The organism is Rhodococcus sp. 06-418-5 (assembly GCF_002258285.1).
Taxonomy (GTDB): domain Bacteria; phylum Actinomycetota; class Actinomycetes; order Mycobacteriales; family Mycobacteriaceae; genus Rhodococcoides.
Map to the genome: position 1 here is coordinate 1 of NZ_NOYE01000013.1, position 12,099 is coordinate 12,099.

Annotated in this window: 12 protein-coding genes; 7 read left to right on the plus strand and 5 right to left on the minus strand. The window is 63.5% G+C overall.

Annotated features, from left to right (window positions below; genetic code table 11):
• Window positions 1-204 precede the first annotated feature (204 nt).
• Genes CH274_RS09780 through CH274_RS09795 form a run of 4 tightly spaced genes read left to right on the plus strand, consistent with a single transcriptional unit; the run spans window position 205 to window position 5,052 of the window.
• Window positions 205-888, plus strand: coding sequence for a TnsA-like heteromeric transposase endonuclease subunit (locus tag CH274_RS09780; RefSeq protein WP_217901073.1), 684 nt, complete (start codon window positions 205-207; stop codon window positions 886-888).
• The gene (locus tag CH274_RS09785) at window positions 885-2,987 is read left to right on the plus strand and encodes a Mu transposase C-terminal domain-containing protein (RefSeq protein ID WP_217901072.1); all 2,103 of its coding nucleotides are present in this window, start codon (window positions 885-887) and stop codon (window positions 2,985-2,987) included. The genes CH274_RS09780 and CH274_RS09785 overlap by 4 nt, the downstream gene beginning before the upstream one ends.
• Window positions 2,984-4,024, plus strand: coding sequence for a TniB family NTP-binding protein (locus CH274_RS09790; protein ID WP_094657307.1), 1,041 nt, complete (start codon window positions 2,984-2,986; stop codon window positions 4,022-4,024). The genes CH274_RS09785 and CH274_RS09790 overlap by 4 nt, the downstream gene beginning before the upstream one ends.
• Window positions 4,021-5,052, plus strand: a complete 1,032-nt coding sequence (locus tag CH274_RS09795) for a TniQ family protein (RefSeq protein ID WP_176458853.1) — start codon at window positions 4,021-4,023, stop codon at window positions 5,050-5,052. Before CH274_RS09790 ends, CH274_RS09795 begins: the two co-directional genes overlap by 4 nt.
• 175 nt (window positions 5,053-5,227) lie before the next feature.
• Here the strand turns inward: CH274_RS09795 and CH274_RS09800 are convergent, their stop codons facing one another.
• From CH274_RS09800 to CH274_RS09820, 5 genes are all read right to left on the minus strand, one after another.
• Window positions 5,228-5,641, minus strand: a complete 414-nt coding sequence (locus CH274_RS09800; protein ID WP_094657309.1) for a nuclear transport factor 2 family protein — start codon at window positions 5,639-5,641, stop codon at window positions 5,228-5,230.
• 83 nt (window positions 5,642-5,724) lie between these two features.
• A complete protein-coding gene (locus CH274_RS09805; RefSeq protein ID WP_094657310.1) occupies window positions 5,725-7,092 on the minus strand; it encodes an MFS transporter in 1,368 nt (455 codons plus the stop codon).
• A 57-nt stretch (window positions 7,093-7,149) separates the two neighbouring features.
• Window positions 7,150-7,638, minus strand: coding sequence for a RidA family protein (locus tag CH274_RS09810; protein WP_094657311.1), 489 nt, complete (start codon window positions 7,636-7,638; stop codon window positions 7,150-7,152).
• Window positions 7,631-8,320 carry a methionyl-tRNA formyltransferase gene (locus tag CH274_RS09815; RefSeq protein ID WP_094657312.1) on the minus strand — a complete coding sequence of 230 codons (690 nt, stop codon included), beginning with the start codon at window positions 8,318-8,320 and terminating at the stop codon, window positions 7,631-7,633. Before CH274_RS09815 ends, CH274_RS09810 begins: the two co-directional genes overlap by 8 nt.
• Entirely contained in the window at window positions 8,317-9,048 is a 732-nt protein-coding gene (locus tag CH274_RS09820; protein ID WP_255183023.1) for a ThiF family adenylyltransferase, read from the minus strand. The genes CH274_RS09815 and CH274_RS09820 overlap by 4 nt, the downstream gene beginning before the upstream one ends.
• A 259-nt stretch (window positions 9,049-9,307) precedes the next feature.
• Between CH274_RS09820 and CH274_RS09825 the strand changes: the two genes are divergently transcribed.
• The 3 genes from CH274_RS09825 (at window position 9,308) to def (ending at window position 11,938) form a co-directional block, all read left to right on the plus strand.
• The gene (locus CH274_RS09825) at window positions 9,308-10,021 is read left to right on the plus strand and encodes an ArsR/SmtB family transcription factor (RefSeq protein WP_094657313.1); all 714 of its coding nucleotides are present in this window, start codon (window positions 9,308-9,310) and stop codon (window positions 10,019-10,021) included.
• Window positions 10,022-10,163: 142 nt separating this feature from the next.
• Window positions 10,164-11,186 (plus strand): DUF6414 family protein, encoded by a 1,023-nt coding sequence (locus CH274_RS09830; protein WP_141215465.1) that lies wholly within the window; start codon window positions 10,164-10,166, stop codon window positions 11,184-11,186.
• Window positions 11,187-11,371: 185 nt separating this feature from the next.
• Entirely contained in the window at window positions 11,372-11,938 is a 567-nt protein-coding gene (gene def / locus CH274_RS09835) for a peptide deformylase (RefSeq protein WP_094657317.1), read from the plus strand.
• Window positions 11,939-12,099 lie beyond the last annotated feature (161 nt).

A 12,099-nucleotide genomic window follows, 5' to 3' on the forward strand; every position in this document is an offset into this window, starting at 1 on the left:
TGTCAGTTCCCGCCCTATGTGGCGGATTCTCAGTGAATGTGGCGGCGTGGTGGCGGGGCTGTTGCTGTATCTGGCGGTGATGATGTGTCGGTGCTGAGTCAAGGCGAGCAGGTAGGTTGCACCGACGACGACGACGACGTCGAGGCGGTATTCGTCACCGAGACTGGTGTGGAAAAGCGAGTCTCATGGTGGCAGCTTCCTGAGATGATCGACGAGCTCGGGCGGTCGGTGCGCTCGTTCCCGTCCTATCGCGGGCAGCGGAACTATCCGGGCTGGTACTGGTCTTCGACATTGGCTCGCAGGATCGGGTTCGAGTCCTGGGTGGAGCGGGATCACCTGGTCGCCCTCGATTTCGACATCTCGGTCGTCGGGATCGTCTCTCAACCGTTTTGGTTGTCTTGGACACCGGAGGGCGGAAAACGGCGACGGCATGCTCCGGACTTCTTGGTGCGCTCGGCAGACGGCGCGGTGATGGTGCTCGATTCGCGGCCAGCGCAGTTGATCGGAAAGCGGGACCGTGAAGCCTTCGACTCGACGGGGCAGGCCTGCGCACGGTTGAACTGGCGTTATGCGGTGTGGGACCAACTCGACGGAGTGTTGGTGGCAAATCAGCGATGGTTGGCCGGGTACCGACATCCCCGCTGTATCGACGAAGCCGTTGCAGCGCGATTGCTGGCGGTGTTCAGCCACCCACGAGCCTTGATCGATGGAGCCGAGTTGGCGGGAGACCCCCTCGGCACTCTGCCGGTGCTCTATCACCTGATGTGGAAGCAAGCGCTTGTGGCGGATCTGGCGGTGGTCCTCTCGCACCGCGCGATCGTCAGGACGGCCCGTCACCTTGTCGATGTGGCGGAACTGGCGGAAGCGGCGGCAGGTGCTGGCCGGTGAACGAGCAGCATCGCGTCCTGCGGATCGGTGACCGGGTGATTTACCTCGGGCAGTGCCACACGGTCGTGGGATTTACTGGTGCGACCATCAGGTTGCTCGCCGATTCGGGTGAGAGCACGCTGGTCGGGCTGGGGTATCTGTTGTCAGCGGAGGACTTCGAGCTGATCGGTGCCGGCCAGGCTCCGGCTGTGGATCCGGTCGGGTTGCTCGACTCGCTACCCAAGGCCGTGATCGATGCCGCGAGGGAGTGGGAGCGGCACTTGATCGAAGTCGACACCGGGGTGGCTTCGGATTCACCGGCGGGTACGCCGCCACGCCCGCAGTACGATCCGGACACCCAGACCGTGGCGGCGCGTTGTCGAGCCAAGGCCGCCGAGTTGACGGCCACCGGCAACAAGACCAGCTTCCGCACAGTGGAGCGGATGCGAGCTCGCTATCGGGACCAGGGCTTGTGGGGTTTGGTCGATAGCCGCTCGGCGCGTGGACGCACTCTGACCGGCAATGTCGACGAGCGAGTGGTCGAAGCCGCACGAACGGTGATCTCCGCCCAAACCGGTACCTCGACGGGCACCCGTTCACGAGTGGTCCGCCGGATCCGCGATCTGCTCGACGACCAGCACGGTCCGGGGGTAGTTCAGATGCCCTCGCAGACGACGCTGTACCGGCTGCTGGACACCTTGTCCAAAGGTAGGCACACGTTCGGGACGGCTACGACTCGGCGTACGACAGCGCTCAAGCCCGACCGCGTCTACACCGCCACGACGGCGGCGCGGCCGGGTGAGCAGGTGCAGATGGATGCGACACCGCTCGATGTGATGGCGGTGATGGACGGCGGGGTGATCGGCCGCGCGGAGTTGGTGCTCTCGATCGACATCGCGACCCGCACGATCTGCTCCGGTGTGCTGCGTCCGGTCGGGGCGAAAGCGGTCGATGCGGCGCTGCTGCTGGCACGGACCACGGTCCCGGAGCCGATGCGTCCGGGGTGGGATGCCGCTCTGTCGATGGCCGCATCGCGGATCCCACACCAGCGTCTGGTGGCGTTGGACGCGCGGTTGGCGATGGCGGCCGCGAAACCGGTGATCGTGCCGGACACCGTGGTCATCGACCACGGCAGAGTGTTTCTCTCGGAGGTGTTCCTGCGGGCCGCGGACACTCTCGGGATCTCTGTGCAGCCGGCCCACCAGCACACTCCTACCGACAAGGCGATCGTCGAGCGCACGTTCGCCTCGATCAACACTCTGTTCTGTCAGCACGTCGCCGGGTACACCGGCCGCGATGTCACCCGCCGCGGCTCCGATGTCGCAGACCGCGCGATCTGGTCGCTGCCCGATCTTCAGGAGCTCTTCGACGAGTGGGTCATCTGCGGGTGGCAAACCCGCCCGCACGAGGGGCTGCGGCATCCGTTCAACCCCGACCAGGCAGCATCGCCGAACGACACCTATGCGGCGTTGGTCGCGGCCGCCGGCTATGTCCCGGTCGCGTTGACCGGTGAGGATTACATCGAATTACTGCCTGCGGAGTGGCGGGCGATCACCGACGCCGGTGTTCAGATCGACTACCGCACCTACAACAGCCCCGAGCTGCGGCTGTGGGCTGGGCAGAGTTCCGGAGTCATCAGTAAAGGTGGGCGGTGGGAGATCCACCACGACCCGTACGACGTGTCCCGGATTTGGGTCCGCAATCACCACGGCACGGGATGGATCACCGCCGGTTGGACGCATCACGGGGTGGTGAGCCAACCGTTCGCGGACTTCACCTGGCGGGCGTCCCGCAAGATCGCAGCCCAGCGTGGGGTCGATGACACCAACGAGATGGCTGTCGCGGTCATCCTCGCTGCGTTGTTGCGCCGCGCCGAGACAGGTCCGGGCTCCGATCGAGTTCTCGCACGCACCCACGCGACCCGCGAGATGACCAATCACCTCCCTCCCGAGCTGGCGACTCCAGTACCGGCAGCATTGCCAGCCGGGACACCAGACGACTCCGTCGTAGAGGAGGACAGCCACGTCGACGAGGCCGGCGATGTCGAGATCGTGGTTGCCGAGGTGGTGCCGTTCGGGATGTTCGATCCGTTCGCCGACGACGTACGAGGTGTGCGGTGAGTTCGACCTCGGCTGCACCTGTTGTGCGTCAACCTTTGTCGACCAAGCAGGGGTGGGCCTCGTTCACCGCTCAAACCCCACCCGAGCCGCCGCGGTTGCTGCCCGCCCAGGACTGGAAACGGCTCGACGGGCTCGAGCGTGAGTTCTACGACGAAGCCCGCCAGGAGTATCACTCTCAGCTGTTGTTGGTCGCCACCCCCGATATCCGCCGGATCATCCATCACGGTTCGAAGTTGGTGATCAACAACCGCGGTAAGCAACTGGGACGGCGTGGTTTGTTGGTCTCCGGTGCCAGCGGCACCGGGAAGTCGACTTCGATCACTCAGTTGGGCAGGAAGTTTCAGATCGACCTCGAACGCCGTTGGCCGGCCGATTCTGATCGCATCCCGGTCGTTTACATCGTGGTCCCGCCCGACGCGGGCCCGAAAGCGTTGGCGACCGAGATGGCGGCATTCCTGGGGTTGCCGACTCACCCGCACGACAGCTCCCAGCACCTTGCCCATGCGGCGGCGGAGGTGATGCGGCGGGTGGGTACCGGGATGGTTCTCGTCGACGAGATTCACCGTCTCGATCTCAACACCAGAAAGGGACAGGATGCCTCCGATCAGTTGAAATATTTCTTCGACACGGTCTCGGCGACGTTCGTCTACGCGGGCCTGGACCTCGAGGAATCGAACCTGTTCTCCGGGGTGCGCGGACGTCAGATCCTCGGCCGGTTCCTTCCGATCGAAACCGGGCCCTTCGGTTACCGCACCGACCGGGACAAGCAGGACTGGGTGTCGCTCGTTGCCACGATGGAGCAGACGCTGCGTCTGCACGAGCACACACCTGGAACGCTCATCGGGCACGCCGACTACCTGCACGCCCGTACCGGCGGCATGATCGGCAGCCTCGACCAACTCGTGTACGACGCCGCGAACGATGCCATCGGTGACGGTGTCGAGAAGATCACCAGAGCCCACCTCGATGCCGTGCTCCTCGACGGAGCCGCTACCGGCCAATACGAACCCAATCAGGTAAGCAAGGCGCACCGGTGACGCTGTGGCACCGACCCGTCCAGCCGCTGCCCGTCCAGGTTCGGCCAGTCCGCGGCGAGACCGTGGTCTCGTATCTGTTTCGGCTTGCCGATGCGAACGGATTCGCGCGGCCGACCGCGTTGTTGCGCACGGTCGGTGAGCCCGTCATCAGCAACGTCCGCGCCGGGATGCTCGAGCATCACGACCTCACCCTGAACACACTCGCCCTGGCCAGGTTGGAAACTTTGACCGGGCGCGCCGCCGCTCGACTGCGACTGGCACTACCCAGCGTGCAGACTCCCCGCGCGGATGTTCGCCTGTCCAGCGCCACGGTGCCGCTGATCAGCGTGTACAAGGATTCGGCTATTCGAGGGCACTGCCAGCGCTGCATTTCCCGGATCCCCGGTCATCCGAACATCCGAGTCCATCCCGGCGTAGCCGATTCGATCTGCCGTCGCCACCATCGCTGGGTCGAGACGACGCGCACACGTCCGGATCAGGTCGATCTCTCCTGCAATGTCGAGATCATCACCGCCCACCGGCGATTGGGCCGGTTGCTTCTCGCCGCCGACGACACATGGACGCGCCAACAGCTCTGGTGCACCGCTGAAATCGTCACACGGTGGCATCACCAGGATCGGCGCACCGGGCGGCCGGCGGGGTTCGACCATCTGCACGCCCGCTGGGACCGACGGGCTCGAACACTGCCGTCCGCGGATTCGACTACACCCCTGTTGGTGATGCCCGAAGCTGTCGCACTCGCCGACATCCTCTGCGATCTCCGGTGGCGTCGGCATCTCGCGATGGCTCACGGATTCGATTTGGTGTCGTTCTATCGGCTCGTTGCGCGGCGTCTCGGTCAGTCGAGAAAGTTCGGCGACCAGCTCGCTTACTCCTACCAGGGTGACCCACTCAAAGAGTGGGTTATGCGGCACCGCAACTTATTTCGTGATATCCGCGACCAGCATTGGAAGCGAGTCGACAGCCACTATCCCTACAACCCTCGCTTCGCCAACGCCATCCTGCCCGAGCTTCACCGCTTCAGATAAGACGGGTCAGCTCGGTCCTGCATCGTTCCGTGTGTCTCGGCGACCAAGCAATTTTTACCGTCCGCAACCGCGGACTGCTGGCGATGAGGGCCTGTATTTCCACATGTCCGTGCTACACATGTCGGATCCGCCGTGGGTCCGACACCCGCCCTCTGCTGAACCTGCGAGCGCGTCGTCAAGGCCTTGCTATGTGCGCAATACCATTCCAACCCCAATAGATCCGGTGCCGGGTAATGCGGGTGCCGTCGAGTTCCATGACCTCGACCAGGTCGAGTTGGTCCTCGCCGGGCGTCTCGCGTGGGTACTCCCAGATCAGGCGATGGCCGTCGAATTGATAGCTACCGGATCGGTGCAACGACGGTAGCTCGCTCTCATCGGGCCGCCGCCGCGTTGCTTCCCGCAGAAATCTGTCGAGCGCAGCCCTACCCTCGATCCGACCTGAACTCTGCTCGAACAACACTGGTACGAGCGGGCTTTCGAGGATTGCATCGTCTGCGTACAGCTGTGACAGGGCTGCTGCGTCGCGTTCGATGGTGCGTTTGTGCCACTCGCGGAAGACGTAGGAAGCTTGTTCGGGGGACGCGGGCATCGATCAATTCTCCCAATTCGAGGGTGATTGCACAGTCGGCTGGGCGGATTCGGCACCGAAGTGCGATGGCCGGTGTGCGGGCGTCAGGCTGCGACTGTGTTCGCGGGGGTCGGTGTGCGGTTCAGTGTCGCGAACGCGATCGCGCCCAGCCAGAGGACGACCGAAATTATCGCGCACAGCCGGAGACCGTGATCGAATTCGCTGGGTACTCGACCCGATCCGACCAAGGTTCCGAAGAGGGCGACGCCGACCGCGCCGGCCGCCTGGCGGGCTGTGTTGTTGATGCCGGACGCGATTCCGGACAGTTCGGGGGGCGCGGACTGCATCGCCATTGCGACCACTGAGGGCGTGAGCAGTCCCATGCCGAGCCCGAGGCCGGCCATACCGATCGCGAGCAGCAGGTAGGAGCTCGAGCTGGTCACGGTCGACAGGACGATGCACCCGGCCGTGCCGATGGCGAGACCGCTGACGATCGGAATGTAGGTTCCCACGCGGGCGGCCAAACGCCCGGTCAGTGGCGCGCACACCGCGAGCGGAACGAACAGTGGGAGCATTTCGATACCCGCGGCCAGCGGACTTCGATCTCGGACGGTCTGCAGATACAGCGACAACACGAACACCATCCCGATCCCCACCAAGTTCATCACCGCCGACACCACGGTCGCTGTCCGGAATTCGGCCCGCGTTCGCAGCGGTGCAGGAACGATCGGGTTCGACGAGGTCCGCTCGAGGCGGACCGCGAACACGATCGCGATCACCGCGAGTACTGCTGCTCCGATGCGCCACGGCGGGCTCGTCAGAATGGCGGCAGCAACGAGCGAAGTCAATGCGGCGGAGAGTGCCGCCATGTTGGTGATGTTGACCGGGGCGGACTCCCGGCCGGTCGACCGCGGAAGCAGACGGCCGCACCCGACGAGCGCGATAGCGATGATGGGAACGTTGATCCAGAAGATCGACCGCCATCCACCTTGCTCGGTGAGTATCCCGCCCAGCAGCGGGCCCGCGGGGAGAGCGAGGGCCGAGACGCCGGCCCAGATGCCGATCGCGCGGGCCTTGTCGGCCTTGTCGACGAATGTCTGGTTGACCACCGCAAGAGTGCTCGGCAACAGGATCGCCGCGGCGACGCCCTGCAGCACTCGTGCGATGACCAGCACGACCAGATTGGGCGCTGCACCCGCGAACAGTGACGTGATCAGGAATGCGATGAGACCGGTCAGGACCATCGCCCTGGTGCCGAAGCGGTCGGTCAGCGAACCTCCGAGGAGGAGCACTGCGGCCAGGGCGACGGTGTATCCGGCGACGATGGCCTGAAGTCCTGCGGTGTCGGAGTGCAGTTGGTCCCCGATGCTGACCAGAGCCACGTTGACCACGGTCACATCTAGCTGGACCAGGAACATTCCTACACACATCAGGGTTAGCAGTGCGCCTCGCGCCGATACGATTCGAGTCATATTCTCATCGTCTCGGACCGAAGCTTCGCTGACCGACGAACTTTCGAGGGACCGTTCTCAGGCGACGCGGACCGTCGCCGCGATCTCCACCGGGGCGTTCCACGGAAGGCCGGCCGCGCCGTACGCGAGGCGGCAGTGTCGACCCACCTCGGATCCGAACGCCTCGACCAGTAGCTTCGACGCCGGGTTGAACACGGCCGGGTAGTCGGTGAAGTCGGGAGCCGCGTTGACCAGCCCGTCCACACGCAACCATTTCTGCACCCGGTCGAGGTCCCCGATCGCGGCCTCCAACGTCGCGATCAAGTTCAACGTGGCAGCTGTCGCGAGGTCCTGCGCCTGACCCAAATCGATCTCTCCGCCCACCGTGCCGAACAGCGCAGTGACCGACCCGTCGAGGTCCGTGGGTAGGTGCCCGGACAGGTATGCGATGCCCTGGTCGACGACGACGAAGTCCGCAGGAATGTCGGCGTCGGGTGGTAGGGACCAGCACGCCGGCAACTCCACCCCCCGTTCGGCCAGTCGCTGCCGTACCCGAGACTCAGGCATAGCTGACGTCCCCGACCACACGACCCGTGCCGTGCCGTTCGATCGGTGGCCGGCCGAAGTACGTGCGCTCTTGCGGGTCCTGTTCCACCGTCCGGTAGCTGCGGTCGATCAGTGTCGGCAGCACCAGGTCGAACAGCCGCCACGACGCCTCGAAATGACGATCACGGATTTCGCGCTCGGTTTCGTCTCCGCGCAGCCGCAACAGCTGCTGGGCGACGATCGGGCCGTCGTCGAGTGCCTCGTTCATCCGGATCGCTGATACCCCGCCGTCGGTCTCGCGAGCTGCGGCCATCCAGTAGAACGGAGCCAGGCCGGCGTACTTCGGGAGCGGGCTCGGATGGAAGTTGATGGTGTCCACCCGAGGGATCTGCAGCACCGGGGTGCGGAGCAGCTTCTGGTAGTTGCCGACGAGGAAGAAGTCCGGTTCGAGCGCCTGTAGCTCGGTCAACACGTCGGGTGACTCGAGATCCCGTGGCCGCAGGACGCGGATTCCGTGCTTGGCACCCTCGTCGGCGAGGTCGACCTGCTCGTCGTCGTCGATGTAGTAGTCGCAGAGCCGGCCTTCTTCTCGTACGACCAATGCTGTCAGGTCGACATCGGGATGCTCGAGCAGCCGGTGGAACAGCGGAGCGCCGAACAGGGAGTTCGTTTCGGTGAACAGCACCACGCGTGTGTCGCTCATTTGGCCCACCACGCGCGATCGACCGTCTTCGCTGTCCAGGTCAGGGTGTCGAACAACGCGTAGCCGGGTTGCACTGGCAGGGGCGTGCGGCCGGGTAAGTCCATGATCTCCTGGGCCAGCCGCTCGACGAGGACACCTTCGGCGAGTGGTGGGCATGCGCCGAAGATCGGCATTTTCTGGTTCTGCACGAACCATTCGTCCAGAGTCTGCGCCGAGGGGAAGTTCTGGTACTCGGGCATGATTCGCTCCATCAGTCGGCGAGTGACGTCTGGGGTGAACTCGGCGTCCTCGTCGAGGTCGTAGACCTCTTCGATGGGCATCGAGTCTTTGGTGTAGGTGAAGATGATGGTCGAGTGCGCCACGGTCGGGATCTTGAACATGAACCGGCACCGATCGGACGCTCGGAATGCTCGATGCAGCGCGTAACGGTTCTTGATCTGGAAGAACTCCATCTGATCCATCACGTAGTCACAGCCGTCCATGAACTCGGCGGCGGACTCCGGTGTGATCCCCTCGGGATAGACGTCGATATTGACATCACCGGTGAGGTCGAAGATCTGCTCGGCAACGACCTCGGCCTTGTTCCGGCCGATGGTCTCCCTACTTGCGCCGAACTGGCGTTGGACGTTCGTCAGATCGAAATGATCCGGGTCGGCGAGCTTGAGATTGCACGCACCCATCCGGACGAGCCGCGCGGCTACTGCCCCGCCAATGCCACCGGTTCCCACGATCCCGATGACCGCATCACGGAGCTTGGTCTGACGCTCGCGCTGCTCGGCTGGTGTATCCCCCAGCCACCCGAGGTTCCGGTCGACCGTTCCCAGTAGAAGTCATCGTCGTAATCCCCCCGGAACGACAGCCGATGATCGAGAAGTTGCGATGAAAGCGTCATTGATCCCCTCCAGTATCTGGCGTGATGGACTTCACCAACCTGGATCACGGACAGTTCGCCGCCCGGCGAACAATCAGCAGGGTCACAATGGACGGATGGACCGAACATTTCCCGAGGCGCTCCCCGACATCGCGTCGGTCGCCGCGGTACTGGGCGACCCATCGCGGGCGGCGATGTGCGCCGCTCTGATGAACGGCCTGGCGTGGACGGCCACGGAGCTGACCACCTACACCGGGCTGGGCGCACCGACGGTGTCCAAGCATCTCGACAAACTCATCGCGGCAGGTGTCGTCGACGAGGTACGGCAAGGCCGACATCGCTACCTGCGCCTCGCCGGTGACGAAGTCGCCCACGTCATCGAAAGCTTGGGCGTCATCGCCCAAGGACCGGTCCCGTCGACACCGTCACTGCGGGTCTCCAAACGCAACGATCAGGTCCGGGCGGGGCGAACCTGCTACAAGCACCTCGCCGGCCAGTTCGGAGTCGGCCTGACCGAACAGCTCCATCGTCGCGGCCATCTCGGCCCCGATTGGCAGCTCACAGATGACGGCAACACCTTGCTCAGTTCGTGGGGAATGCGCGATGCCTCCACGCACCCGGCGATGCCCTGCATGGACTCCACCGAACGACGTTTCCATCTCGCCGGCGAACTCGGGAAACGACTGTGCACCTTGCTGTTCGACAACGGATGGGTTCACCGCATCGGGACATCACGCGCCGTGAAACTCTCGCCGCGTGGTCAGCAACAGCTCGCCAGCGCTGGGTTGACTCCGCTGATGGTGCCGGAGCAGACCGCGAATGCCGGATGAGACCATCGACTTTCGAGCCACCGCCATCCCTTCCGCCAGCTGACTGCAAATGTCGAACGGTCACCGGTCGTCTGCAGATAGGGCCGGGTCCCTAGGCCCTTGAACCTGTCCGATCGATGTACACGACTACCAGGATGTGACCGTGACCGAAACCAATTCAGCAGCCTCCAATCCTCACGTCGTGATCTACCAGAATCCGGACTTCGTGGGCGGATTGTTGCAGGAGCTCCTCAACGAGGGCCTACTCGTGTCCGGCGAGTCCGAGTCGACCCGAAAAGACAGCTCCGGGAACACACAGACCAAATCTGGGGGCGCAAACCTGGCAGCCAAGGCCGCCCTTCCGGTCGCTGGCGGACTCGAGGGATCGCTCGACGGCGCATTGGGTAAGACCAGCAACGAAGGAACTGAAACAGCGGCTACCGCACGACGCCAGTACTCCTACGATTTGGCCTATTACTTGCAGCTTCTCAAGCAGAGACTTGCCGGACAAATAATCGAGATAGATGCGAAAGAGGATGCTGACGGACTCATGGGCGGCGAGATCGTCGTCTTCACCGGACGATTCAGGGCCAACGAGATCAACGCGCTCCTCGACATCGCCACCCCCGATCTCGTTGCCGCGGCCACAAAATTCTTCGTGCGTCGTTCCGCGCGCCCACATGTCGATGATGACAATTTCGATATTGCGCAGCTGAAGTACGACTGGGAAGTTTCCGAGCAGGAGGCCACACGGCAGGCAGACCTTGCCTACGCGGCCACCCGCGCGGTACGTACTGATTTTCGCAGTGAGAACACACGTGAATTTTACTGTGACCTAGGAGAAGACCTCACCGCAGTCACGGTCTGTGACGCCGCACACTTCATCACCGATGATCAGGATCGCCTGCTGGACGGACGGTTCACTGTTCTGGGCAAAGTCATCACGCCGCTCGAAGAAGACGTACCCGTGTTCGGTAGGAACAAGATCCTCAAACGCCTGAACCCGGACTTCGTGGTATCCGTTTTCGACCAGCTCTTTGATTCCGTAGGCAGTTCGGTGCCTCACCAGCAACAGCTACGGAACCTGTTCGATGAAGGCACAGACACGCCGCCCATCGATCTCAAATTTTCAGCGAAGATCGAGGGACCATCGTTCACTGTGCTTCCGATCGCGATCTACATCTGAACCCCGACGTCGCAATGGGCGTGACCAGCAACGGATCGATTTGTCCCGGAGCCGATCTCGCTCAGCCCGACGTACTCCGTCACATGGGACGACAGACCACACGACGGACACGGGTCTGAGAAGACAATGCTCCGAGCCACGTCCCTTCTTGCCGTGTGTACGCCCCAGAGCGGACCATGAACTTCATGCCTGTCTCCGAACTCTTACGCCTCGGTACCGCACAACCGATAATTCGCTGGGGAACCGCTGTCCTTCACGCGCCAGCGCGACCGGTAACCGACTTCGGCACCGACTTACAAAACCTCCTCGGCGACATGTTCGCGACCAACGCTGCCGCCGACGGTGCAGGTCTCGCCGCCCAGCAGATCGGTATCGACCTCGCAGTGTTCGTGTACGACTGCTCCGACGAGATCGGGGCACGGCAGACCGGCGTCGTCTGCAACCCGGTCGTCGACCTTCCCGAAGCCAATGATCGACGGCTCGTCGACGACGGTGAAGGGTGCCTCTCCCTTCCCGGCGCATACGCAGACCTGGCACGACCCGCGTTCTCCACTTGCAGAGGACAGGACCAATACGGCGATCTGATCGAGATCACAGCAGGTGGCACCCTCGGCCGCTGCCTTCAACACGAGACCGACCACATCAACGGCATCGTCTTCGGCGACCGGCTCTCGACACGCAAACGCAAGCAGCTCTACCGCGACCATGAGCAAGTCTCCGATCAGTACCGAATCGAATGGCCAGCGGGTTAGCAACCGCGATCTCACTGGCGGCTGTGGCTGATCTGACGGGGTGAACTGTGGCGAGGGAACCGCCACATTCGATGAGAAGAATCATCGGCCGTTGCATCCCGCGAATGTGGCGGACCGCAGGTCAATCCAGTAAGCCTCGCCATATCGGATGACAACCCACA

What these genes read in the sequence shown, in the direction of transcription:
- CH274_RS09780 (WP_217901073.1), top strand. Translation starts at nt 205, where the DNA reads ATGATCGACGAGCTCGGGCGGTCGGTGCGCTCGTTCCCGTCCTATCGC.
- CH274_RS09800 (WP_094657309.1), bottom strand. Translation starts at nt 5,641, where the DNA reads ATGCCCGCGTCCCCCGAACAAGCTTCCTACGTCTTCCGCGAGTGGCAC.
- CH274_RS09805 (WP_094657310.1), bottom strand. Translation starts at nt 7,092, where the DNA reads ATGACTCGAATCGTATCGGCGCGAGGCGCACTGCTAACCCTGATGTGT.
- CH274_RS09810 (WP_094657311.1), bottom strand. Translation starts at nt 7,638, where the DNA reads ATGCCTGAGTCTCGGGTACGGCAGCGACTGGCCGAACGGGGGGTGGAG.
- CH274_RS09815 (WP_094657312.1), bottom strand. Translation starts at nt 8,320, where the DNA reads ATGAGCGACACACGCGTGGTGCTGTTCACCGAAACGAACTCCCTGTTC.
- CH274_RS09825 (WP_094657313.1), top strand. Translation starts at nt 9,308, where the DNA reads ATGGACCGAACATTTCCCGAGGCGCTCCCCGACATCGCGTCGGTCGCC.
- def (WP_094657317.1), top strand. Translation starts at nt 11,372, where the DNA reads ATGCCTGTCTCCGAACTCTTACGCCTCGGTACCGCACAACCGATAATT.